This is a genomic window from Halomonas sp. A3H3 (assembly GCF_000982975.1).
Lineage (GTDB): Bacteria > Pseudomonadota > Gammaproteobacteria > Pseudomonadales > Halomonadaceae > Vreelandella > Vreelandella titanicae.
In genome coordinates this window covers 3,938,318-3,962,019 of record NZ_HG423343.1, presented here as the reverse complement: position 1 = coordinate 3,962,019, position 23,702 = coordinate 3,938,318, and the positions used below count along the sequence as shown (strand labels likewise).

The following is a 23,702-nucleotide window of genomic DNA, read 5'->3' as shown; positions in this document are numbered from 1 at the left end:
CGTTACAGGTTATTCACGCGGTATTTTTCACGGAAACGACGGATCATCAATACTGACACCAAGTTGAGTGCGAGTGTGATCACGAAGAGCACGAGTCCAAGGGCAAAAGCTGATAATGTTTCGGCACTTTCAAACTCTTGGTCGCCGGTGAGCGCCGCCACGATACGCACAGTCACCGTGGTCATATCTTCCAGCGGATTAGCGGTTAAATTAGGCCGCATACCCGCCGCCATAACCACGATCATGGTTTCACCCATGGCACGAGACATACCCAAGAGCGACGCTGAGATAATCCCCGGCATGGCAGCGGGCACTACCACATCACGAATCGTTTCCCCTTTGGTCATACCGAGTGCCAGCGACCCCTGGCGCATGCTATCGGGCACCGAATTGATCACATCATCAGATAGCGATGAGATAAACGGAATGATCATAATGCCCATCACAATGCCGGGTGCCAGTGCATTGTTATAAGACGCATCGAGCCCCAGAAAACCGGCAATATTGACAATGATCGGCGCCACGGTGATGGCGGCAAAAAAGCCATAAACGACGGTAGGAATACCTGCCAATACTTCTAACACCGGCTTGGCGACGGTACGCACTTTGCGCGGTGCAAATTCAGACATATAAATCGCTGAAAGCAAACCGATAGGCACCGCCACCAGCATAGCGATGGCGGTAATCATAAAGGTGCCAGCAAACAGCGGTACCGAGCCAAACTCAGCGCCGCTACCATCACCGCGACCCGCGGATGCTAAAAAGCTCGCGCCTGGATTCCAAGTGGTGCCGGTGATGAACTCCCAGAAGCTGTGCATTTGGAAAAAGCGCAGCGCCTCGGAAATAATCGAAATTAAAATACCAAAGGTCGTCAAAATGGAGATTAACGCTGCCCCAGCCAGGGTCATGCGAATGACCCGCTCAATGGCTTGACGGGCATGAAAATCGGGTTTTACTTGATTAAGACTCACCAGTAGCCCGATGGCTGCTATCACTAAGCTCGCCGCCAGCAGATAAAGCGTAGGAATGTCGGCGCCCATTAGAAGCAAAACGAAAGCGCCCAAGGCACTCACTACCACGGCTGGCCCGGCGGTGGAGAGTACTGTAAACCAAGCGTATTGGTCAGGCTGGGCGAACATCGCCGTACCCGCGCTACGTAACCGAGTGGCTTTTGAACGGCCAGCAAAAAAAGCCAGCAGCCCCAGCAGCAATAATGCACTGCAAAAAATCAGAAGAAGCTGGTTGGTCTGCATCGCATCTCTCTCACGTGGTCACCGGTTAAGAAACCTATCAACAATAACGGGTCGGCAGCTTGCGCTGCCGACCACTTTTAATCTGACCTACCAACTTACTTAAGAACGTCTGCTGTCATTGAAGTGCGATCTGCAACAGCCTGGCGCCACTCTTCGCGCTCTTCTTCTGGCAGAACGATCAAGCCGATATCACGCAAGTAGCCGTCATCGCCAATCATCATTTCGCTCATAAACATATCGACGTAATCGTACATCGGCGGGACGTCTTCAGCGTGCTGGTTCTTCACGTAGAACCACAGTGAACGCGCGATAGGATAGTCACCGGAGCTGATCGCCTCAGCTTCAGGATCGACGCCATCAATACTGGCGGCGCTGATCGTGTCAGTATTCTCTTCAAGGAAAGAGTAGCCGAAGATACCAAAGGCACCGGTGTCTTCTGAAAGACGCTGAACGATCAGGTTGTCGTTTTCACCGGCATCGATGTAAACACCGTCAGAACGAATATCGGTGTAGCCTTCATCGCCGTAAACATCCATACCCTCAGACGCAGATTCCATTACCAGCTCTTCAAAAGCATCGCGGGTACCCGAAGTTGTCGGCGGCCCATAAATGGAGATTTCACGGTCTGGCAGCGAAGAATCGATCTCGCTCCAGTTGGTGTAGGGGTTTTCAACTAACTCGCCATCAACCGGCACCATGGCAGCTACCGCCATGAAGATCTGTTCGCGGGTTAAAGCAATGTCATCGTTTTCGCTTGATTGACCCAATACGATGCCGTCAGAACCGATTTTAGCCTCGGTGATATCGGTAACGCCGTTCTCTTCACAACGCTCAAACTCAGACACTTTCATGCGACGAGAAGCGTTAGTAATGTCGGGTGTGCCTTCACCAACACCATTACAGAACAGACGCAAACCGCCGCCCGAACCAGTCGATTCAATAACAGGCGTCGGGTTACCAGTAGTCGCACCGAACTCTTCCGTTACGTAGCTGGCAAACGGGTAAACGGTACTGGAACCAACGATTCGGATTTGATCACGGGCTTGAGCAACACCGGCAACGCTCATTACAGCAGCCGCGATAACGGTGGTTTTTAGAATACGGTTCATGCGAAATACTCCTGTTCATGTAGGGATCTGGCCTTCGCAAGGCATACCTTGCACTGGTTCCATGACAACTTCATGACAGCGAGCAAAACGTAGAAAATTTTTCGTTACATAGAGGCAACCCGACCTTACATCACCACAAAAGTCCTAGCGCTGCGAGGGTGCATAACGCCAGCGAGGCACCTTGCAGCAGGCGCCGGTCTAAACGGTGAGCTACGGTATCTGCCAAGGCATTACCTATTAATACTGCAGGCAGGAAGGTAAGCGCGACCTGGAAATGCCAAAGCTGAATCTGGTCAGCCAAGGCAAGGGTGATTAAGGTCAATAGAGAGGTCAAAATAAAAAAGGCGGCTAGATTGCCGCGCACACGATCAGCGGGTAAGCCGTGCATCAGCAACACGATGGGAGGGCCACCAATAGCCGCAACGGTGCCAAAAATGCCAGAGAGCACCCCTGCGCCAAACAGCGTTATTCGGTTTACCGGCAACTGAAAGCGGCACAAGGTGACGAGTACCGCAAACAGGACGATGACCGCAATCAGCTTTTCTAACACAAACATGGGGGCGGCGAGTAGCAGCCAAATACCCAGCGCATTGCCGGGAAGGCGCCCCACTAGTGCCATGCCAATGGAGTCCAGGCGCACCTCGTGCCAGTAATGACGCACCATCATCAGGGAGACGATAAATCCGAACAGTACCAGAGTGACCGGCACCAGACGAGGCTCTAGCATCAACAGTAGCGGTGCGCCAATAATGGCCAAACCAAAGCCGGTAGCGCGCTGCACAAAAGCACCCATTAACAGTACGGCGGAGCAAGCTAACCAAGTGCCCATCGGCATATTGACCCAAGCCAGTATGCTATCCATTCAACTTATCCATTCAAACTATCCATACGCCCTATCCATTTGAAAACTATTCATCCGCAGCAGGTGCTTTAGTCAGTTTGCGCACACCGATATTGCCTAGCAACGCAGCGCCCAGCATGGTGAGTACCATGGGCCAAAGATGCTCTACCTCGAACAGCCCTACCATCACTCCCGCGAGGGCGCCGCAGGTAAACTGGATCCCGCCCAGTAGCGCCGTTGCCGTGGCGCTGATATGGCCAAAATGATCCAGTAACGACGAAATCGCGTTGGGTGTAATCAGCCCGATCATACCGGTAAACAGCATAATCAACGGCACCACGATCACTAGCGACGCGATGTCCAGGGCGGTCACCGCTACCAACCCAAGCGCGGCCACCAGTTGTATAAGCAACCCTAAACGCAAATTCTGCTGAGGAGTGCGCTTGCGGAGCAGATGAATATTGACCCGATTAGAGAGCGCAATAACGACCACGTTGACCCCAAACACTAGCGGATAAGTGCCGGGCGAGAGGCCAAAATAGTCAAGATAAAGAAACGGCGAAGCGGTCACAAAGGCAAACAGGCCCGCAAAGGAAGCCGCTACCGCACAGATATAGCCCATGCCTTCACGATGCTTAAGCACGCTGGCGTAGTTGCGTATTACCTGCCGTGGTGAAGCTGCCGGCAGCGACATATCGCGGGTTTCAGGTAACCGCGTTCCTAGCAGCCAGAGCAAAAAGCCTGCGTAAACGGCTAAGAACACAAAAATCAGCCACCAGCCGGCCACGTGCAGTAGCAAACTGCCCACTGCAGGCGCCACCAGCGGCGCCAGCATCATAATCATTGCCATGGTGGACATCACTTTGGCGGCCTCACGCCCGCTAAAGCAGTCGCGCACAATCGCCGCCGAGTTGACCACGCAGGCCCCGCCTCCCAGCGCTTGAATAAACCGCCAAGCCAGCAGCGTGGGCAAACTGTTCGCCATCGTAATAGCAAGACTTGCCAGCATAAACACCACCAATCCGCCCAACAGCACAGGCTTTCTACCCATCCGATCCGAAAGCGGCCCAAAGCATAGCTGGCCCAATGCAAAGCCGAACAGGAATACGCTGATGGAGAGTTCAGTACGGTGAATACTGGCGCCAATGCTTTCAGCAATGATACCCATGGCAGGCAAATAAGCGTCGATAGCAAAGGGTGCCAGCGCCGTATTGGCGGCAACCAACAGTGCTACCCGGCGAGGATTAAGATCCATGGGTCTCCTTAAGGCGATAATGTACGCACTGGAATAGATAGGCCGCTAATCATAGCTGATTTTAAGGCCTTTGTCGGGATTGGAGACTATCGGTAGATAGCCCTTGGGAGAGGCCAGGGGCTTATCAAGGAGAGGGGAGCTTAGTGATGCGTAGTGGCGTCTTGCGACTCAAGCATGTCAACCAGTGGCTGAAACTGCTCACGGTTATGCTCGTTCATATGCATTAAAATACGGTGGGCTTCCAGGATACGATCGCGCAGTCCCTCTTCGTCTGCCGGCTCTTGGGGCAGCTCTTCAAGCTCATTGTTGAGCGTACTCGTCTGTTGTAGCGGCGCTTCCATCAGCGTGAAGAAACGCGCAAAGCCCATCACGTCCAACATCTGCCGTACATCAGGATTATCGACAATAATCGTCGGCGGCTGCTCCAGGCGCCCTTTCACCGCCATCGCGACCTTGGCCAAAAAACCAAGCGCCGTCGAATCGACATTGGTGGCTTCACGCAGGTCAATCAATACGGCACGCAACCCCGGCGTCTCGGCAAGACGCTGGGCTTGAGTATCCAGCGTGGCGCAGAGCGTCAAACGCACATCACCACACAGTTTTAGAATAAAAACACCAGAATCGAACGCCGCTTTAATGCGGCCCTCTTCAATCAGCATGACCAAATCCGCTCACCATCATGATTGTTAGATCATCGGGTAAAGCATCGCGCTCTTGGTTGGCATCAAACTCTGCATCCCCTTCGGCAAGGAGTGCATTCGTTTCTGCTAGCCGGTCGCGCAACTGCTCAAGCGTTACACTCTCGCTTACTAATTGCTCAAGCTCCTTGAGCCGCGTGTCGAGCGTTTTACCCGGCAAGCATTCCAATACTCCATCTGAGCAGAGCCATAGACGAAATTTATTCGGCAATGCACAACTCAGCGAAGGATACTCCACATCGGGGAAAAGGCCTACTGGCATTCCCTCGCCTTCTAAACGGCGTAGCTCTCCTTCTGCTGCCAACAGGGGCATGGGAAGCTGCGCGCCGAGCGAATAGTGAAGAGTATGCGCCTCGTGGTCAATAACACCGACAAATAAGGTGGCATGTTTACCAATATCGGTGCCCTGCAGCTCGCGGTTCATCGCCTTTAACCAATCAGGCGGCAGATTTTCCGGATGCTGGCCATCCCACTCACTCAGCCAGCGGTTGCATAAATATTTGAGCAGCACGGTAACAAATGCCGACGAGGCACCATGCCCCGATACATCGGCGAAATAGAAGGCACTGTAGCGCTCGTTATAGCGTTGGTAATCGAGAAAATCACCAGACAAATAGAGCGAAGGAGCAAATACGTAGTCGTAATACACCCCGTTAATCACCTTGGGCCGCAGCGGTAACAAACGCCGCTGGATATGCCCTCCACTCTGCTGATCCATCCGCAGCAGCGCGAGATGGGTCTCTAGGCTCTCGTTTAACTCCGCCAGCCGCGCATGGTCACGCTCGCGCTCCAGCGCCAAATCGTTGAGCTTAATGGCCTTACGGATCATTCGTCGCAACAGCTCGGCGTGTCGCAGCGGATGGACAATATAGTCCACCAGCCCCACATCAATCGCTTTGATCAAGTCGGCGTCCTGACGCGAGTCACTGACTACCAGTGTCGGTAGGCGTCGCGTTAGGTGTGTCCATTGCTGCCGCGGAACTGCCCGAGCATGGGCAACAATGAGCGCCGTGTCAGCAGGCAAATGCGCGATATCCTCAGCGGCAAACACCCACATGCCATCGCAGGTAATCGCTTCAGCCAGCGCATCACGTTCACGACCAGGTTCGTCGATCACCGCGATCAACTGCTTAGAATGATCCATCATAAGCCTCAATCGGTGACTTCGTTGTCACCAAAGTCACTATCATCCTGACCGCTGTCATCAAAGTCGAAGGTTTCGCTGGCAAAGGGGTCATCACCCAATTCTCCATCGCTCACCTCAAATTGGCGGTTCTGCAAGTAAGCGTCACGAATAAAACGGTAGCGATCACCACGAATTAATTCTTCCTGGTCAAGCAAACCCGCTCGAATATCGATCGCTTTGAGTGCGGTAAGGCCTACTCGAACAATATCGTCTTCTGCATAATTAACGGGGTTCGTTGCCATGTTCGCGGGCATACCGGTGGTATCCCGCAGCGTGCTGGGGCCAAAGAAAGGCAGCACCAGATAACGCGAATCTTCCCACCCCCACACCGCTAACGTTTGGCCAAAATCTTCTTCATCCGCAGTAATTTCCATTAGGGTGGCATAATCTAACAGTCCGCCAATGCCTACCGTGGAGTTAATTAAAAAACGTGACGTGGCGAGGCCCGCGTTTGACGGTTTGCCCTGCAGCACGCTGTTAAGCGCAGTACGCACTTCACCTAAGTTGGAGAAAAAATTACCTACGCCCGTTTCTACCGGGTCGGGGGTAATAGCACGATAGCCTGTTGCCACCGGCTTGAGCGCGTAGCGATCCAACACATCGTTAAACGCAAACACTTTGCGGTTAAAGCCTTCCCAAGGGTCTTCGGGAGCAGTATTTTCCGCCATTTGCGTACTGGCACAGCCTCCGGTTACGAGTAACGTCACCAGTAGTAGTGGCAACCCTTTGCTACGCAGCGAAAGCGCAGGCTGCGCGTTATTAAACCACTGCCACATGACATTTTCCTTTTTCAATTCCCTTGCACCTTATACAGACATCTACAAACGACGAATAACCACACTGCCCGCGCTATAACCTGCTCCAAAGGAGCAAATCACGCCAATATCGCCCTCCACAAGCGCCTCGCGATGGAGGTGAAAGGCGATGATAGAACCCGCTGAACTGGTGTTGGCGTAACGATCCAAAATAATCGGCGCCTGTGTTTCACTCGGGTCATAGCCCAATACTTTGCGGGCAATCAAATCGTTCATATGCCGGTTAGCCTGGTGTAGCCACATGCACTTCAGATCGCCACCGGCCAACTCTAAGGAGGCCAAATGATCGGTGATCAATTTAGCCACCATCGGGCAAACTTCTCTAAACACCCGACGCCCTTCCTGCACAAACAGCTTATCCAAGGCGAGTGGGTCACTGTCCGTTACGCGGTTAAGGAACCCTGCATTATTACGGATCGCGTTGGAAAACTGGGTAACCAGACGCGTGCCAAGAATTTCAAACTGCTCATCGGCCACCGCAATAGCGCTATTTTCTAGTACCACAGCGGTACAAGCATCGCCGAAAATGAAGTGGCTGTCACGGTCTCGAAAGTTGAGGTGCGCCGAGCAAATTTCCGGATTGACCACCAGGGCACGCTTCACACTGCCGGAGGCTATGGCGTTGGCAGCCGTTTCCAAAGCAAACGTCGCTGAACTACAGGCCACATTCATATCGAACCCGTAGCCACTTGTGCCCAAGGCCTGCTGCACCTCGACCGCCATAGCGGGGTAGGCACGCTCCAGGTTTGAGCAGGCCACGATCACCAGCTCGATGTCAGCAGCTTCTACCTTGGCAGCGGCCAGCGCCTGCCGCGCGGCAGCGGTCGCCATCTCGCACTGAATAGAGGGTTCGTCATTGCCCCGCTGCGGAAGTTTAGGCCGCATACGCTGTGGGTCAAGGATCCCAGCTGCATCGAGCACATAGCGGCTCTTAATACCGGAGGCTTTTTCGATAAATTCGCTGCTTGAATGTGCCAGCGGTTCGCGCTCGCCGCGCGCAATGGCTCCGGCATGCTGTTCATTCTCGCTGTCTACCCAAGCATTAAATGCCGCCACCAGGGCCGCATTATCAATGGCGTGTTCCGGTGTATAGAGACCTGTACCGGTAATCACCACATGTGTCATGCCAATCTCCTCTAAGCGGCTTGCCGACGTGACCGGCCATCTATATAGCGTGCGACTTACGGCGAACCCATCACGTTACTGTGTGCGTAAAATAGCGGTTTTTCCAGCAACTTTTTTCAACAACTTTTTCCAACCACGGCTAAACGCTAGTGATCTCTTGCCAGCGTTTTTCCAGTCGTTTTACCGACACCACCATACTCGTCCCCAACTGCTGCGCGAATAGCGACACTCTAAGCTCTTGTAACCACCAGCCAAAAGCGACCAATTCAGGGTCTTCCACCCGCCCGCGTCGCTCGCTTTCGCGGCGGGCATCAAAACGGGCCTCTAATGCCTGGACATCTTGCATCATCATTTGATCGCGACCGCGCTCACGGGCGGCTTTTTCAAGCCGAATGAGCGCCGCCTCGGTGTAGCGCGGGTATTCGTCCAGCCAAGCGCCCGCATCGCGAATAAAGCCTGGATAGACCAGACGCTGCATCTGCGCGCTAACATCGCTATACACCAGCGCCAGAGCAAAATTAAGCTTCCCTTTGAGCACCTTACTGACCGCCAGATGCCCTTTTAGCGCGGCCTCTACGCGTACCAGCAGTGCTTTCGCTTCGTCTACAAGCTGACCCTGAGTAGCGTTTAGTCGCTGGCTAAACTCGCCTTCCGAGCGCGGCAGGGGGTGCTGAGCAATCACCTGGGTAAACACCGCAAGCAGCAGATCGTCGATCAAAGCTTGTTTACTACCCACTTTGGCGAACAGTAGCGCGCACTTCTCAACACCCGGCAGTTGTTTAATCGCTTTAACCTGTTCAGGTAGCTTGGCAATTGCCAGCCGAGCGATGCCCTCCTGGTGGGCAGCGTCAGCTTTTGCAGGGTGATCAAACAACGCCACCTTGAACTCGCTGGCGTCAAGACCGCTGGTTTTCGCAATCCTGCTTTCAGCGACCAGGGCAGGATACGCCTCTACGCGAATACCTGCCTGGGTGGTAACGCGCGAAGCGGGCAGCGGCGTCTTGGGTAGCCCGGCCACAGCGGGCTCTTGGCTAACCTGTTCAGCCAGTGCCTGGGCGCCTGCGCTGGCTGCCGCTTCAAAGCGCTGCTCTAAAGCACGCAGATCGCGCCCCTGCCCTAAGGTTTCGCCCGCGTGATCGACCACGCGAATATTCATGATCAGATGCGGTTCGAGCACGTCGAGGCGCCAGTCGTCGGGATGCACCCGCGTCGATGTACGGCGGCGAATGAACTCCCCCAAGGCCTCGGTTAACGGGCGCTGATCGGGCACCAGGGTTTCCAGCGCCGCATCCACCCAATCAGGAATCGGCACCACCTGGCGGCGGATGCTTTTCGGCAGTGACTTCAGAAGCGCAATACACTTTTCACGCAGCAGCCCAGGTACCAACCACTCCAGAGCATGCACCGGCACCTGGGGCAACATTGCAGCGGGAACGGTCAGGGTAACACCGTCATCCTCGGCTTCGGGGTCAAAGTGGTAGCTTACCGGATACGCGACGCCCGCCAGAATCAAATGATCAGGATACTGCGCCTGGGTAACGTCCTCCGCGTCGCGCGCTTTAAGTGAATCAATATCGAAATGCAGTAATTGTGGCTCTTGCTGCTCGGCCTGCTTGCGCCAGTGCTCAAAGCCCTTGCCGTTGACTATCTCCGCCGGGATCCGCTGGTCGTAAAAGTCATAGAGCGTGTCTTCATCGACCAGAATATCTCGCCGCCGAGCGCGATCTTCCAGCGCTTCGACTTCGTCGATCAACGCGCGGTTATGAGCAAAGAAGGCACCTTTGGTGTGAAATTCCCCTTCCACCAGCGCACGGCGAATAAACAGCTCCCGGGACTCCTGGGGCGCGATTGGCCCGTAATGTACCTTGCGCCGCGCCACAATCGGCAGACCAAACAGCGTGACCTGTTCAAAGGCCACTACCTGGGCGCGCTTCATTTCCCAATGCGGTTCGCTGTAGCTGCGTTTAACCAGGTGCTGCGCCTGGGGTTCAATCCACTGGGGATCGATTTTGGCCACGGTGCGGGCAAACAGCTTGGAGGTTTCCACCATCTCGAACGCCATGATCCACTTGGGCGACTTCTTGGCCAACCCTGAGCCTGGATGAATCATAAACTTGCGATTGCGGGCGCCGAGATACTCGCGGTTCTCCACCAACGTCCCCAGATTAGAGAGCAGCCCCGAGAGTAGCGCCTGATGCACCTTGCCCGACGTTTTACGCCGCGTTTGACGCGCCTGTTCTTCGCTCTCGTCTTCATTACGGGGCGGCGGCGCGGGCACGTCGATATCCATATCGCGCAGCAGTTGGCGCAGTTGGCGGAAGGTGTCGTGCCATTCGCGCATGCGCAGGTAGTTGATGTAGTGCTCGCGGCACCAGCGGCGCAGTTGATTACCTGAAAGCGCCTCACGGGCATTCTCAATGCCGTGCCAAAGGTTCAGCAAGGCGACAAAATCGGAATCCGGATCATGCCAGCGCTGGTGAGCTTGGTCGGCCGCCTGGCGCTTATCCGCCGGTCGGTCGCGGGGGTCTTGGATGGCTAGAGCCGAGACGACGATCAGCACATCGCGAAGGCTGCCGAATTCGGCACCCGCCAACACCATTCGCGCCAAGCGCGGGTCAATCGGCAGCCGCGCCAGCTTACGCCCAAGCGGAGAAAGGCGCTGCTTGTCGTCCACCGCCCCCAGCTCGAACAGCAGTCGAAAGCCGTCTTTAACAAAGCGGCTATCCGGTGGATCAACAAACGGAAAGGCCTCGATATCGCCGAGCTTGAGCCCCAGCATCGAGAGAATCACCGAGGCAAGGTTGGTGCGCTGGATTTCCGGGTCGGTAAAGCCGGGCCGGGATAGGAAATCCTCTTCGCTGTAGAGGCGAATGCACACGCCTTCGGCAATCCGCCCACAGCGCCCTTTACGCTGGTTGGCGCTGGCCTGGCTAACCGCTTCTACCGGCAGTCGCTGGATCTTGGAACGGTAGCTATAGCGGCTGATACGCACGAGGCCAGGGTCAATCACGTAGCGAATCCCAGGCACGGTCAGCGACGTTTCCGCGACGTTGGTGGCGAGTACAATGCGCCTGCCACGGTGCGGAGCAAACACACGGTTCTGCTCTTCGTTGGAGAGTCTCGCGTAGAGTGGCAGGATTTCAGTGCCTTTCAGCTCGGCGCGGCGCAGGGTATCGGCGGTTTCACGAATTTCGCGCTCACCAGGTAAAAACACCAGCACATCACGAGGGCCATGCAACCAGCCTTTTTCACGCTCAACGGCTTCAATCTCTTCCACCGCGTGCAGAATGCCCTCTTGCAGCGTGCGGTCTTCTTCATCGTCCTCATCGCGCACCAGCGGCCGGTAGTGTACTTCAACGGGGTAGGTGCGCCCGGTGACTTCCACCACCGGTGCAGGCGTCTTGGTGGTGCCGAAGTGTTTGGCAAAGCGCTCCACGTCGATAGTCGCCGAGGTAATGATGACTTTTAGATCGGGCCGCTTGGGGAGCAAACGTTTGAGGTAGCCGAGTAGAAAGTCGATATTCAGGCTGCGCTCGTGGGCTTCATCAATAATGATGGTGTCGTAACGCAGCAGCAGCGGATCATGCTGGGTCTCGGCCAGCAAAATCCCGTCGGTCATCAGTTTGACCAGGGTCGTCGGGCTGCTCTGGTCGGTGAAGCGCACCTGATAGCCCACCTGCTCGCCCAGAGAGACTTCCAGCTCTTCCGCCAGGCGACTGGCGACACTGCGGGCAGCCAAGCGACGCGGTTGGGTGTGGCCAATTAAGCCACGGCGGCCTCGGCCCAGTTCCAAACACATTTTAGGCAGCTGGGTGGTTTTGCCTGAGCCGGTCTCCCCCGCCACCACCACGACCTGATGATCGCGGATGGCGTTGACAATATCCTCCCGGCGTTCGACCACCGGCAATTCTGGCGGGTAATTGAAGGCGACCTTTTGGCTTTCGCGCTGACTGAGCTGCTGCTGGGCACGACCAAGCTCGCGCTGCACCTCGTCCAAGCCACGGCTAATCGGTTTGCTATCACGTAGGCGACGGTTTAAACCAGCCAGCCGGCGCTCCAGCCGCTCTGCATCGCGCAGCATCACATCGCCCGCGGCCTGTTTCAGCGACGCAAGACGTTGACTATCGGTGGGGGCTGGGGATGTGTCGGTGGTCACGATTGAGTCGGCTTCCATTCGCTTGGGCATTTAACAAGAGATATTAATAACAGATATAAAAAATCAACCCGCTCAATTGAGCGGGTCGTATAGTGTAACGCTTTCAGCTCCGCGACGCCTAACCACAAAGCAAGCAGGAAGCGGGCGAGCCCAGGTTTCCACAAGGGCGCTGTGAACCCATCCGTGGGCGCTACTTTCGCCATCTGACCGCCATGGATGGCGGAAATGCCGGAATTGTCAGGAATATTTTCCGGCCATGGCGAAAGACCCTTGTTACAACCTGCCCTCGCCCGCTAATCGAGTGTTTATTAATGGCTATCTGATTACGTTTTTGAGGGCTCTTCGTCACGCAGCTGACGGCGGAGTACTTTACCCACGTTGGTTTTGGGCAGCTCATCGCGAAACTCTATGAATTTCGGCACTTTGTAGCCAGTGAGCTCTTTTTTGCACCAGTCGCGTAGTGTTTTTTCATCTAGCTGGTCATTTTTACTTACCACAAACAGCTTGATGGCTTCGCCAGCATTTTCATCTGGCACACCGACCGCGGCAGACTCAAGCACATCCGGGTGGGCTGCCACCACATCTTCAACTTCGTTGGGATAAACATTAAAGCCAGAAACCAGGATCATATCTTTTTTGCGATCAACGATGCGGATATAGCCATCATCCTGCAGCACAGCGATGTCGCCGGTGCGAAACCAGCCATCCTCATCGATGGCGTCACGGGTTTCATCTTCACGCTGCCAGTAGCCTTTCATCACCTGTGGCCCTTGCACGCACAGTTCTCCCGGCTCGCCCAATGCCATGTCGTTGCCATCGGCGTCGACGACTTTTACCGCGGTGCCCGCCACGGGCTTACCGATAGTGCCCAGTTGGATCGAATCGGTCGGGTTGAAGCTAACAATGGGAGAAGTCTCGGTCAGACCATACCCCTCGGCAATTGGGCAACCGGTGGTTTTTTCCCAACGCTGCGCCGCTGCTTTGGTCAGCGCCATGCCGCCGGAGATCGTCAGCTTCAATTTGGAAAAATCGAGCTGCTTGAAATCGTCGCGATTACATAGCGCATTAAACAGCGTATTGAGGCCGATAAAAGCGCTAAAGGGCAGCCCCTTGAGCTCTTTGATAAAACCATCCAGGTCGCGAGGATTAGTGATCAGCAAAGAGTGGTTACCGGTTTCCATTAGGAACAGGCAGTTAACCGTAAAGGTATAGATGTGATAAACCGGTAGCGGTGCGATAACCAGCTCTTCGCCATCGGTCAGATGAGTACCAATCGCTTCCCGCGCTTGCAGCATATTGGCGATGAGATTGCGATGGGTCAGCATTGCGCCTTTTGGCATACCCGTGGTGCCACCGGTATATTGAAGCGCGGCTAAATCGTCGTGGCTCCTCTTGACCTCGGTATGACTTAGCGAGGCACCTTTTTTTAGCGCATCACGGAAGCCAACCGCACTGGGCAGTGAATAAGCAGGCACCATTTTCTTAACGTGCTTGACCACTGCATTGATTAACCAGCGCTTGGGCACATCGTGCAAGTCAGCTAGCTGGGTGACGAGCACATGCTTGATATCTGTTTTATCGAGCACTTTCTCCAGCTTGTCCGCCATATTGGCCAAAATCACAATGGCTTTAGCGTTGGAATCCTTGAACTGGTTGGCCATTTCCCGCTCGGTATATAGCGGGTTGGTGTTGACCACTACCAAGCCTGCGCGCAGTGCACCGAATACCGCCACAGGAAACTGCAGTACGTTGGGCAACTGGATGGCGATACGATCACCGGGAACGAGGTCGGTTTCATGCTGTAGCCATGCAGCAAAGTCTGCAGAGAGGCGGTCAAGATCAGCGAAAGAGAGCGTTTTTCCCATACAGGAAAAAGCTGGCTTGTCCTTAAAGCGTGTTACTGCGTTATGAAAAACATCCGTGACTGAATCGTACTGATCCAACCCTTCAAGCGCTGGGCCACGTAAAACGGCGGCGTTGGCGTGTTCGCTCATGGGCAATCTCCGCTATTGGCGTCGGCGTAAGTCACCGACCTTGTTGTTGTCGCTAGGCTCTATCTGAAAAAATAGGTTAAGAAGCCCAACGATATACGACCTCTAACAGGCTGTAAAACGATCGATTGAAACTGACGTTTCAACTTTAGCCCATAGTCGGGCTCACTTGATTTTCTGCTGCGTCCCTCATTCCAATTTAGTAGATCGTTTCTTTATGGACAGTAACGCGCCTGAATTTCTCCATCGCGCCAGACCAATAGCTCACCCGGCACCATGCGCTGCCAAGCTTCATTGTGCGTGAGCGGTTCAGTGGCAATCACTGAAACGATGTCGTCAGGCGTGGTATGTTCGGCAAAATTCACCGTCATCTCGGCGTCGGAGAGTTCCGCCTCGCCGAAGGGCGCGCAGCGGGTAATATGTGCAAGCTTCGTGGCGCAAAATGTATATAAATAGCCGCCATCGGAGAGCAGCATATTGAACACGCCCAGCGCTCTTAGCTGCTCACATAGCTGGTGCAAGCGCTCCCACAGCGTTGTGGGATCTGCTGGCGGGCAAGGAAATTCACGGCGAATCTCCCCCATTAACCAGCAGTAGGCGTACTCGCTATCGGTGCTGCCAACCGGGGTGTAGTTTCCTAACGCTAAACGCTCCCAGCCACTTAATTGCCCATTGTGAGCATAACACCAGGGTCGCCCCCACATTTCGCGCGTGAAAGGGTGGGTATTGGCAAGCTTTACGCCCCCCACGTTGGCCTGGCGAATGTGACTGATCACCACATTGGACTTAATCGGGTAATCGCAAATTAGCCGGGCGATAGGGGAATCGACGGAGGGATGGGGGTCGCGAAAATCGCGGTAACCGCCCTCTTCGTAGAAGGCAATTCCCCAACCATCGCGATGAGGGCCGGTGCCCCCACCGCGATGCAAAAAGCCCGAAAAGCTAAAACAGATATCGGTGGGCACATTGGCGCTCATACCCAGCAGTTCACACATACGCTTTACCAATACATAGACACCCGGCGCTCTCTGCAAAAGCATGGAACCTAAACACAGGCATTAACCAATCACCGGTTCGCGACGGCGTGGTGATTCGCTTTCATCGGCACTCTCTTCTTCCTGGGCGACATACTCATCGTCCCCAGGACGGCGCCACCACCACAGAGCAACGCCAATCAGCGCGCCTAATGCCATCCCCAACACCAGCCACATTAGCCCGCCACGAAGTGCTGCGCCGTTGTTTTCTAAAAACCCAACCGCCGCCACCATCGCCGAAGGTGCCCAACCGGTATAGAATTCACCCTCTTCTATTAACGGCAGCCGGAAAGTGGCGGGTGCCCATATTGCCCCTGCCACCATCCAGGTCAGCACAAGACGTGGCAAGCGAGGCAGAAAAGTGAACGCAAAATAGACCGCGACAATCACTAACAGCGACAGCCCGTAATAACTCAACCACAGTAGTGGCGTTGAATTTGCAAACAGCATAATACCCCTCATATGGGTGAACTCACCCGACGTTGATTTCCCGTTATGGTACCTATCAATTTATGAAAGCACAGCAAGGCATACCTTCAGGCTTACCCGCTGCACGCTATTATCGCGCTAATGACCCGCAATGGCACTGGTTAGAAGAGCGCGATGACCCACAGGTCAGTGCCTTTTTAGAGGCCGCCAACCAGCAACAAGCCGATTGGTTTGCCCCGCTTGCCCCGCTGGAGGAAGCGTTATACCAGAGCCACCTGGCGCGCCGCGAATTAGCCGTGACCAGCCTTAAGACAACGCTTGACCACTTCACGTTCTGGAACGAAACCAGTGCCGAAGATGATTACCCCTGCTGGTGGCGCCACCCCAATCGCCAGCCTGAACAACAGGAATGCTTTTTCGACGTTAGAGCCCGTGCCGCCGAGCAAGACTTTTACGACATGGGCGATATGGCGCTGTCACCCGATGAGCAGTGGTTGGCCTGGACAGAAGATACTCAAGGCGACGAGCATTTTACTCTGTGGCTGAAAGCGCTGCCTAACGGAACGCCCGTGCAACTATTAAGCGATATTGGTGCGGGGCTTTGCTGGGCAGAAGATCAAACTGCCACTACAGCGACGCTGCTGTTCACGCGGTTTGACGACACTCAGCGCCCAGACAGCGTTTGGCGGCTTGCGCTTTCACTGATGGAGCCTGATGCTGCAAATGAGCCAGTATTGGTGCTACGGGAAGAGGATCCTGAGTTTTGGCTCGGTATTGGCAAAACGCGCTCGCGGTCGTGGCTGCTGCTAGAAAGCGGCTCAAAAGACACCAGTGAAATTCACCTATTGGCCGCTCACTCTCCTGATTCAGCCCCGCTGTGTATTCAGCAGCGCCAGGCGGGGGTTGAGTACAGCATTGATCACCGACCAGGCAGCTTTTACCGCCTGCATAACCAGGCAGGTGCTCACTTCCAGCTCGACTTTCTGCCCGAAAGTCAGCTTGGTCAGCCCCAATTGAATTGGCAAACGTTAATCGCCCACCGTGAAGAAGCCACCCTGGAAGGCGTTGATGCGTTCTCTTGGGGGCTGATGCTGGCTGAGCGCGACCATGCCCAGGCGCAAGTGCGTTTGCGGCGTTTACTTTTCGATGCCCAGCATAGCTGCACCCTGGATGAGACCCTGGCACTGCCTGAACAACCCTGTTCGCAGATGCTTGAAGATGCCCCGCACTTCGATACCCAGGTAGTGCGCCTTCGCGAAGAGTCGTTTACCCAGCCGCCCAGCTGGTTTTCACTCGATCTAACCAGTGGCGAACGGACGCTACTGAAGCGGGTACCTGTTTACGGCAACTTACAGCCTGAACAGCTAGTCAGCCGCCGCCTTTGGGCAACCAGCAGCGATGGCGAGCAAGTGCCCGTATCGGTGGTGATGCGCGCCGACCTGGCGGATCAGCCCTTACCCACGCTGCTGTATGGCTACGGCGCTTACGGTGAGGCTCTCGACCCCTGGTTCTCGATCGCCCGGCTGGAACTGCTCGAGCGCGGTGCGGCCTTTGCCGTTGCTCATGTGCGTGGCGGCGGCGAGCGCGGCGAACCCTGGTATTTAAACGGCAAGATGGCCCACAAGGAGAACAGCTTTAACGATTTCCTGGCCGCCCGGGAAGCGCTTGTGGAGCAGGGTGTCAGTGATTCACAGCGCATAGCGGCCTATGGCGCCAGCGCTGGAGGGCTGCTGGTCGGCACCTGCATTAATCGTGCCCCGGAAAAGTTTTGCGCCGCTCTGCTAGACGTGCCCTTCTTAGACGTGCTGCGCACGATGCAGAACCCGGAGCTGCCTCTGACGACCGCGGAGTACAGCGAGTGGGGCAACCCTGAAGAACCAGAGGTCGCCGAGCGAATAGCCGCTTACTCGCCTATCGATAATATTAAAGCGCAGTCATACCCCGCCCTGTGGATTGAGGGCAGTTGGTTCGATACCCGGGTCAGCTACTGGGAGCCCGCCAAATTTTATGCCCAGGTGGCACAACAGCAGCTGGGGTCAGCGCCGATTCTGATGCGTACCGATATGAGCAGTGGCCACGGCGGCGCATCCGGTCGGTTCAAAGCGTGGCGCGATACCGCCCGCCAAGACGCGTTTATCCTCTGGGCGCTGGGACTGCACTCGCCAGCACCTTCAACTGCTGAGTAAAGTGCTAAAAGGGAACTACATCGGCAGCACGGCAATAATATGCGACTCCAATTGCTGCTCGGGCACCTCATCTTGGGACACCGCAAAGCTGCGTACGCTGACGCCTTTGCGGTGAACCCGCTCGGCATCATTGCTTAACAGCGGATGCCAACCCGCCAACTTGCGCCCTTCAGCCACCCGCCGGTAACCACAGCTCTGCGGCAGCCAGGTGAACTCTTTAACCAAGGCAGGCGTCAGTTGGGTGCAGTCGGGAACGGTTTCAAAGCGGTTCGCATAATCGCTGCACTGACAGCTGTGAATATCCAGCAAGCGACAAGCAACGTTCAGTACTGCTAACTCCTGAGTATCCTCGTCGTGCAACTTTAGCAGGCAGCACTGCCCACAGCCATCGCATAACGCTTCCCACTCCTGGGGCGTCAACTCTTCGAGGGTAAAGCGCTCCCAAAAACGTTCGCGCATTGCGGTCTCCATCGTCTCCTGGCTCATTATTACGAAAAACTCATTATGATGGGGGTGTATCTTGGTGGCTTAATTCAGCCAATAGTTCGGGCCATAGGGTCTGGAAATCGGCCTCTAACGCTTGATAATCGTCGTACAGCCAAGGCACTAAAGCAGCCAACTGATTGGGGCCAGACAAACGCCGCCCAATCCCGGCAACGGCCCGGCAGGTAAACGCAAAATCAGCATAGCCTCTTAGCCAGTCCTGCTCGACGAGAATCGGCATCATACCGGCCAGTCGGTTCGGCGCGGTACGAGCGGAGAGCAGTCGATAACAGCGCTCAACAATTGCTTCTTGATCCGCCTGCCCTGCCGTATCACGGGCCAGGAAATGATCCCACACCATATCCAGGGCTATCCCCGCATAGCGCCGCTGCCCTGTTGGCGCACGCCGCCGTGCATTAACAACGCTAGGGTGGTTATCTACCCAGGCATCCACCCGACGGTGATGGCGAATGCCCAGTGCAGTAGCAGCAGGCCAATCGGCCAAATTGCGCCCCTTAACGCCATCGGCAATTAAATTGCCGTAGAGGAAATCATCGCTACCAGCGCTCACCAACCACGCATGGGCAAGAAAATTCATAGCCGGATGGCGCTACTGTTCGTCAGAACGGGCATCAGAGCGCGAAGCCACATGGGCACGATGCACGTCGAGCAAATAAGCCTCTTTGGGCGGCGGCATTTGCAGGTAGAACCCTTTGTCTTTAATCCCTTCCACCACGTCTGCCGCATTAACCCGTGACAATTTTTTGTCTGCGGTCAACAGCATGGTAAACACCGGTACAGGCTTGCCGAAGGTTTCAAGTAATTGCGCAGGGACGTCTGCAAATCCTTGACGCTTATCGACATATAAATACATTTCATCTTTACGCGAGCTTTTAAAAACCTCGCAAATCAGCTTGTCGCTCATTATGCTCGCTCCTCAAGGGCCTGGGCCAACGCGCCATTCAGACATTCGCCACGCCAACCGGTCGGCCAGGTGAGAGGTTCCCCTGCCAAGTCCTGCATCACCAGTGTTTCAATATCACGGCGGCGCATGAGCATTTCCGGTGCCACACCCAAGTCATTAGCTTTAGCGGTTACCGCCTTCTTGAGTGCTTTAAAGCGTGATTTGAACGTCGGGTGCATGGGGTCTGGCCAACGCTTGGGCAGCGCCTCTTCATCACAGTGCTGGGCCTGTTTGACCATTGCCAGCAGTGCGTCGCCCTCTTTTTTGATCAGCATCGGTTTAACGCCTTCCACCTCAGCGAGCTCGAAGCGATTACTGGGCATCTTTTCGGCGATCGCAAATAGCAGCTTATCGCTAATCAACCAGTTGCGCGGCAAGTCACGACGGCGTGTCTCGCCTTCACGCCAGGTGGTCATTAGCCGATACGCTTCCATTTGCCGGGGCGTTAAGCGCCACAATTGGCGTTGACGGGTATACCACTGCTGGTCGTTATCGACGCTGCGGCCCGCCTGTTCAATTAAGCTAGCACACTCAGCGTCTACCCATTCACGCCGTCCCAGCATGGCGAGTTTTTCAGCCTGAAGCGTCCAGGCTTTTAACAAATAGATCACATCCAGAGCAGCGTACTGGCACTGCGCAGGCGACAGCGGGCGTAATAGCCAGTTTGAGCGGGTCTCTTCCTTAGGCAGGGTTTCGCCGACCCAAAATTCGACCAGCTTTTGATACCCCATTCCAGGATTTTCGCCTAAAAATCCTTGTACTACCTGAGTATCGATTAACGGTTCCGGCAATACACCTGCCCAGTGCTGGAAGACTTCTAGATCTTCGCTGCAGGCGTGCAGTAACTTGATAGCACTATTTTGCAGCAGGGCTCGGAATTTATCAGTACACGGGACGGCTACCGGATCAATCAGATAAGCCTCTTCCCCCGCGGTGAATTGAACCAACGCCGGCACTGGAAAGAACGTGTTCTCTCGGAAAAACTCGGTATCCAGAGCAATTACAGAAGCATCGGCTACTTGCTCACACGCTGCATCGAGCGCCTCTGGAGTATCAAGCCATTGATAAGAGGGGGTCAGAGAGGACAAAAGCATTCTTCCAGGTTGGCGCAAATACTAAAGCATTTGCGTTTTAGGTAGGCTTATTCACTGGCAAACGGCAAGCGACCATTAAATGCACGGCTCAAAGTGCCGCCATCTACGTACTCCAGCTCTCCACCCATGGGAACGCCATAGGCAAGCCGCGAGAGTTTGACACCGTGTTCTGCTAGTAGCGAAGCAATATAATGGGCGGTCGCTTCACCTTCGATGGTGGGGTTAGTCGCCAACACCACCTCTTCGATGAGCCCTTCTGCAACACGCGCTTCCAGTAAGTCTAAACCGATCGACTCAGGCCCCACGCCATCTAGCGGCGAAAGGTGCCCGTGGAGCACAAAATAGCGCCCCTTAAAACCACCGGCTTCTTCAATCGCCAATTGATCGGCAGGCGACTCCACCACGCAAAGTAGTGCATCATCGCGCCGCGGGCTTTCACACAGCATGCAGATCTCTGCTTCAGTGAGCGTGCGGCAGCGCTGGCAGTATCCAACTTCATCGATCGCTTGTTGAATAACCGCCGCCAGACGCTGCCCTCCAGGACGCTCACGCTCCAGCAAATGCATCGCCATGCGCTGAGCCGTTTTGGGCCCAACGCCTGGCAATACGCGAAACGCATCCATTAACTGCTCAACGAGAGGAGAAAAACGCATTGCTTAGAACGGCATCTTAAAGCCGGGCGGAAGGTTCAAACCTGCCGTCGCTTCTTCCATTTTCTGTTTAGAACTGACTTCCAATTTGCGCACTGCGTCATTGACCGCCGCGGCTAGCAAATCTTCCAGCAACTCTTTGTCCTCTTCCATGACGCTGGGGTCAATGGTCACGTTTGAAACGTCATGGCGACCGTTCATGGTGACCTTGACCATACCGGCACCCGCCTCACCCTGGACTTCGGCTTTGGCGACCTCTTCCTGGGCTTGCTGCATTTTTTCCTGCATCTCTTGGGCTTGCTTCATTAAGTTGCCCATTCCACCTTTAAGCATGGTCTGATCTCCAACATACGTAGTTAAAAGGTATAGCTAAAACGAGTGTTTCTATCACGCGTCTAGAAAATGAGCTTAGCGCATAGCGTTGGCAGGCTTTACGCTGGATTCTATCAGCTTTGCCCCAAACGCCTGCTGTAACTTTTGTACATGGGGGTCGTGATTGAGTAGATCAACCGCCTGGGCATGACGCTCTTTATTAAGACGCTCTTCGCGCTGCCGTGGCGTCTCAAGGCTATTAGACAACTCGGCAACGTAAAACGCTATTCGCCTTGGCATGCCCTGCTCTTTTAGCGCCCGCTCAATGCGGGTTTGATGTACTTCCGCCTGCATGGCCTCTTGGCTGGGGTCGAGGCGCAGCGTAAGCAGCGTACCGTCGTCACTCTCGACCAGGCAGTTGCCCGCCAAATTACGGGTTAAGCCACCCAAGCCAAGAGAATCAAAGCACTGCAACCACTGCGCATTATCCAGCTTGCCGGACTGAATGTCCGGCCGGCTTTCTGGCAAGGCTTCTGGCAGGGTTTCTAACAGGGCTCCTGGAACGACCTCTGGTTCAGCTTCTTGCGCTGCAGCCGTTGAGGGCTCCACCGTTTGGGGCGCGGCATCGGGTGAAGGCGCTGAGGCTGGCACTGGCTCAGTAACAGGCTTGGGCTCAGTAAGGAGTTCTGATTCAGACATAGCCTCTGGCTCAGGGGCTTGCTGGGGAGCTTCCACCTCAGACGCTTGCGTATCCGCTTCGACTGCCCAAGGCGGTGGCTCTTGCAGCGGCGGCTCCTCTTTAGCGGCAGACGCTGTCTGCTCAGGGCTTGGCTCTAATGGCGTTTCAGGCTGAGCGCCTGGTGTGGAATGGACTTCTGGCTTTGCATCAGCTGCTGGCGAGGGCTGCGGCGCCGGTGATGGCGTCTCTGCTACTTGGGCACTCGTTTCGGTCGCTGCCGATTGAGAAGGCTCGCGGCGAAGCGGTAGCGGGGTACGCGGCGGTTTCGGTACACCCTGAGGGCGAAATGCCAACATACGCAGCAACGTCATCTCTAACGCGCTGCGCAAATCAGGAGCGTGCACCATGTCCCCACGCCCCTGAATACCAATCTGGTAATAGAGCTGAATGTCTTCAGCAGTGAAGCGGCTTGCCAGCTGCAGGATAGCATCACGATCACCGTGGCTGTTATCCACGGCATCCGGCACCATCTGCGCCACTGCCAAGCGGTGCAGTATGCTCGATAGCTCATCCAACACCGCGGCAAAGTCTGGGCCTTGCTCGGCTAATTCGGCCACTTCGGAGAGCAGGCGCTGTACATCCACATCGGCCAGAGATTCTGCCAGCCCAAGAATATGGCGATGATCCAGGGTACCCAGCATGGCGGCCACATCCGCATGACGAACGACCCCCTGGCCAAACGCAATAGCCTGGTCGGTGAGGCTCATGGCATCGCGCATTGAGCCTTCCGCCGCCTTACCCAATAGCCACAAGGCGCTTTCATCAAAAGCGACGCCCTCTTCACCCAACACATAGGTGAGATGCTCCACCACGCGCTCTGGTGGCATATGTTTGAGGGTAAATTGAAGACAGCGTGAAAGTACCGTCGGCGGCAGTTTTTGCGGATCGGTGGTCGCCAACAGAAATTTAACGTGAGGGGGAGGCTCTTCCAGCGTTTTCAGCAGCGCATTGAAACTGCTGGTGGAAAGCATGTGCACCTCATCGATCAGGTACACCTTATAACGCCCTTGGGTAGGCGCATACTGGACATTGTCCAGCAGTTCCCGGGTATCTTCTACTTTGGTTCTTGACGCCGCATCGACCTCAATAAGATCAACAAAGCGCCCTTCATCAATTGCCTGACAGCTATCGCACTGCCCACACGGTGTAGAGGTAATGCCCTCATCACCACGTCCGTTAGCCGTGCAGTTCAAACACTTGGCAAGAATACGCGCCAAGGTGGTTTTGCCCACACCGCGAGTCCCCGTAAACAGGTAGGCATGATGCAAACGACCCTGATCCAGGGCATTGACCAAGGCGCGTTGAACATGGGCCTGGCCCACGAGTTCGTGGAATGTGCGAGGCCGCCACTTACGGGCCAGAACCTGATAACTCATGAAGCT

Annotated in this window: 20 protein-coding genes; 1 reads left to right on the top strand and 19 read right to left on the bottom strand. The window is 55.2% G+C overall.

What is annotated here, in order from left to right; all coding sequences use genetic code 11:
- Positions 1-2 precede the first annotated feature (2 nt).
- The 12 genes from pstC to HALA3H3_RS17815 form a co-directional block, all read right to left on the bottom strand.
- The gene (gene pstC, locus HALA3H3_RS17870; protein ID WP_009288021.1) at positions 3-1,253 is read right to left on the bottom strand and encodes a phosphate ABC transporter permease subunit PstC; all 1,251 of its coding nucleotides are present in this window, start codon (positions 1,251-1,253) and stop codon (positions 3-5) included.
- Positions 1,254-1,348: 95 nt separating this feature from the next.
- Positions 1,349-2,362, bottom strand: coding sequence for a PstS family phosphate ABC transporter substrate-binding protein (locus tag HALA3H3_RS17865; RefSeq protein WP_009288020.1), 1,014 nt, complete (start codon positions 2,360-2,362; stop codon positions 1,349-1,351).
- 130 nt (positions 2,363-2,492) lie between these two features.
- Entirely contained in the window at positions 2,493-3,224 is a 732-nt protein-coding gene (locus HALA3H3_RS17860) for a sulfite exporter TauE/SafE family protein (protein WP_022522925.1), read from the bottom strand.
- Between the two features lie 46 nt (positions 3,225-3,270).
- Complete coding sequence (locus tag HALA3H3_RS17855) at positions 3,271-4,458, bottom strand: multidrug effflux MFS transporter (protein WP_009288019.1); 1,188 nt, start codon at positions 4,456-4,458, stop codon at positions 3,271-3,273.
- Positions 4,459-4,598: 140 nt separating this feature from the next.
- Positions 4,599-5,117 (bottom strand): STAS domain-containing protein, encoded by a 519-nt coding sequence (locus HALA3H3_RS17850; RefSeq protein WP_022522924.1) that lies wholly within the window; start codon positions 5,115-5,117, stop codon positions 4,599-4,601.
- Positions 5,107-6,300, bottom strand: a complete 1,194-nt coding sequence (locus tag HALA3H3_RS17845; RefSeq protein ID WP_027958456.1) for a PP2C family protein-serine/threonine phosphatase — start codon at positions 6,298-6,300, stop codon at positions 5,107-5,109. Before HALA3H3_RS17845 ends, HALA3H3_RS17850 begins: the two co-directional genes overlap by 11 nt.
- An 8-nt stretch (positions 6,301-6,308) precedes the next feature.
- On the bottom strand, positions 6,309-7,118 hold the full coding sequence (locus HALA3H3_RS17840; RefSeq protein WP_022522922.1) for an MlaA family lipoprotein: 810 nt from the start codon (positions 7,116-7,118) through the stop codon (positions 6,309-6,311).
- Positions 7,119-7,160: 42 nt separating this feature from the next.
- On the bottom strand, positions 7,161-8,282 hold the full coding sequence (locus HALA3H3_RS17835; protein ID WP_022522921.1) for a beta-ketoacyl-ACP synthase III: 1,122 nt from the start codon (positions 8,280-8,282) through the stop codon (positions 7,161-7,163).
- A gap of 139 nt (positions 8,283-8,421) precedes the next feature.
- A complete protein-coding gene (hrpA, locus tag HALA3H3_RS17830) occupies positions 8,422-12,456 on the bottom strand; it encodes an ATP-dependent RNA helicase HrpA (RefSeq protein WP_053857033.1) in 4,035 nt (1,344 codons plus the stop codon).
- A 305-nt stretch (positions 12,457-12,761) separates the two neighbouring features.
- A complete protein-coding gene (locus tag HALA3H3_RS17825) occupies positions 12,762-14,432 on the bottom strand; it encodes a long-chain-fatty-acid--CoA ligase (RefSeq protein ID WP_022522918.1) in 1,671 nt (556 codons plus the stop codon).
- Positions 14,433-14,644: 212 nt separating this feature from the next.
- The gene (locus tag HALA3H3_RS17820; RefSeq protein ID WP_027958452.1) at positions 14,645-15,424 is read right to left on the bottom strand and encodes a class II glutamine amidotransferase; all 780 of its coding nucleotides are present in this window, start codon (positions 15,422-15,424) and stop codon (positions 14,645-14,647) included.
- 63 nt (positions 15,425-15,487) lie between these two features.
- A complete protein-coding gene (locus HALA3H3_RS17815) occupies positions 15,488-15,913 on the bottom strand; it encodes a hypothetical protein (RefSeq protein ID WP_022522917.1) in 426 nt (141 codons plus the stop codon).
- A gap of 62 nt (positions 15,914-15,975) precedes the next feature.
- Here HALA3H3_RS17815 and HALA3H3_RS17810 point away from each other — a divergent pair, with 62 nt between their 5' ends.
- Positions 15,976-18,078 (top strand): S9 family peptidase, encoded by a 2,103-nt coding sequence (locus HALA3H3_RS17810; RefSeq protein WP_022522916.1) that lies wholly within the window; start codon positions 15,976-15,978, stop codon positions 18,076-18,078.
- Positions 18,079-18,093: 15 nt separating this feature from the next.
- Here HALA3H3_RS17810 and HALA3H3_RS17805 read toward each other — a convergent pair whose 3' ends face one another.
- The 7 genes from HALA3H3_RS17805 to dnaX all read right to left on the bottom strand — a co-directional run bounded on the left by HALA3H3_RS17805 (position 18,094) and on the right by dnaX (position 23,696).
- Positions 18,094-18,549, bottom strand: coding sequence for a YcgN family cysteine cluster protein (locus tag HALA3H3_RS17805; RefSeq protein ID WP_041159210.1), 456 nt, complete (start codon positions 18,547-18,549; stop codon positions 18,094-18,096).
- Between the two features lie 31 nt (positions 18,550-18,580).
- Positions 18,581-19,159, bottom strand: coding sequence for an acyl carrier protein phosphodiesterase (locus HALA3H3_RS17800; RefSeq protein ID WP_009288012.1), 579 nt, complete (start codon positions 19,157-19,159; stop codon positions 18,581-18,583).
- A 12-nt stretch (positions 19,160-19,171) separates the two neighbouring features.
- The gene (locus HALA3H3_RS17795; protein ID WP_022522914.1) at positions 19,172-19,486 is read right to left on the bottom strand and encodes a YcgL domain-containing protein; all 315 of its coding nucleotides are present in this window, start codon (positions 19,484-19,486) and stop codon (positions 19,172-19,174) included.
- The gene (gene rnd, locus HALA3H3_RS17790; RefSeq protein ID WP_022522913.1) at positions 19,486-20,619 is read right to left on the bottom strand and encodes a ribonuclease D; all 1,134 of its coding nucleotides are present in this window, start codon (positions 20,617-20,619) and stop codon (positions 19,486-19,488) included. Before rnd ends, HALA3H3_RS17795 begins: the two co-directional genes overlap by 1 nt.
- 47 nt (positions 20,620-20,666) lie before the next feature.
- Positions 20,667-21,272, bottom strand: coding sequence for a recombination mediator RecR (gene recR / locus HALA3H3_RS17785; protein ID WP_009288010.1), 606 nt, complete (start codon positions 21,270-21,272; stop codon positions 20,667-20,669).
- 3 nt (positions 21,273-21,275) lie between these two features.
- Positions 21,276-21,602: a YbaB/EbfC family nucleoid-associated protein gene (locus HALA3H3_RS17780; RefSeq protein WP_022522912.1), complete on the bottom strand. Its 327-nt coding sequence runs from the start codon at positions 21,600-21,602 to the stop codon at positions 21,276-21,278.
- Positions 21,603-21,677: 75 nt separating this feature from the next.
- A complete protein-coding gene (dnaX, locus tag HALA3H3_RS17775) occupies positions 21,678-23,696 on the bottom strand; it encodes a DNA polymerase III subunit gamma/tau (protein ID WP_022522911.1) in 2,019 nt (672 codons plus the stop codon).
- Positions 23,697-23,702 lie beyond the last annotated feature (6 nt).

Bases quoted from the DNA above. Each gene is read 5' to 3' on its own strand.
- HALA3H3_RS17780 (WP_022522912.1), bottom strand. From the start codon at position 21,602: ATGCTTAAAGGTGGAATGGGCAACTTAATGAAGCAAGCCCAAGAGATG.
- HALA3H3_RS17845 (WP_027958456.1), bottom strand. From the start codon at position 6,300: ATGGATCATTCTAAGCAGTTGATCGCGGTGATCGACGAACCTGGTCGT.
- HALA3H3_RS17860 (WP_022522925.1), bottom strand. From the start codon at position 3,224: ATGGATAGCATACTGGCTTGGGTCAATATGCCGATGGGCACTTGGTTA.
- HALA3H3_RS17850 (WP_022522924.1), bottom strand. From the start codon at position 5,117: ATGCTGATTGAAGAGGGCCGCATTAAAGCGGCGTTCGATTCTGGTGTT.
- HALA3H3_RS17825 (WP_022522918.1), bottom strand. From the start codon at position 14,432: ATGAGCGAACACGCCAACGCCGCCGTTTTACGTGGCCCAGCGCTTGAA.
- HALA3H3_RS17840 (WP_022522922.1), bottom strand. From the start codon at position 7,118: ATGTGGCAGTGGTTTAATAACGCGCAGCCTGCGCTTTCGCTGCGTAGC.
- pstC (WP_009288021.1), bottom strand. From the start codon at position 1,253: ATGCAGACCAACCAGCTTCTTCTGATTTTTTGCAGTGCATTATTGCTG.
- HALA3H3_RS17810 (WP_022522916.1), top strand. From the start codon at position 15,976: ATGAAAGCACAGCAAGGCATACCTTCAGGCTTACCCGCTGCACGCTAT.
- dnaX (WP_022522911.1), bottom strand. From the start codon at position 23,696: ATGAGTTATCAGGTTCTGGCCCGTAAGTGGCGGCCTCGCACATTCCAC.
- HALA3H3_RS17835 (WP_022522921.1), bottom strand. From the start codon at position 8,282: ATGACACATGTGGTGATTACCGGTACAGGTCTCTATACACCGGAACAC.
- HALA3H3_RS17800 (WP_009288012.1), bottom strand. From the start codon at position 19,159: ATGAATTTTCTTGCCCATGCGTGGTTGGTGAGCGCTGGTAGCGATGAT.
- HALA3H3_RS17805 (WP_041159210.1), bottom strand. From the start codon at position 18,549: ATGGAGACCGCAATGCGCGAACGTTTTTGGGAGCGCTTTACCCTCGAA.
- hrpA (WP_053857033.1), bottom strand. From the start codon at position 12,456: ATGGAAGCCGACTCAATCGTGACCACCGACACATCCCCAGCCCCCACC.
- recR (WP_009288010.1), bottom strand. From the start codon at position 21,272: ATGCGTTTTTCTCCTCTCGTTGAGCAGTTAATGGATGCGTTTCGCGTA.
- HALA3H3_RS17820 (WP_027958452.1), bottom strand. From the start codon at position 15,424: ATGTGTGAACTGCTGGGTATGAGCGCCAATGTGCCCACCGATATCTGT.
- HALA3H3_RS17795 (WP_022522914.1), bottom strand. From the start codon at position 19,486: ATGAGCGACAAGCTGATTTGCGAGGTTTTTAAAAGCTCGCGTAAAGAT.
- HALA3H3_RS17815 (WP_022522917.1), bottom strand. From the start codon at position 15,913: ATGCTGTTTGCAAATTCAACGCCACTACTGTGGTTGAGTTATTACGGG.
- rnd (WP_022522913.1), bottom strand. From the start codon at position 20,619: ATGCTTTTGTCCTCTCTGACCCCCTCTTATCAATGGCTTGATACTCCA.
- HALA3H3_RS17865 (WP_009288020.1), bottom strand. From the start codon at position 2,362: ATGAACCGTATTCTAAAAACCACCGTTATCGCGGCTGCTGTAATGAGC.
- HALA3H3_RS17855 (WP_009288019.1), bottom strand. From the start codon at position 4,458: ATGGATCTTAATCCTCGCCGGGTAGCACTGTTGGTTGCCGCCAATACG.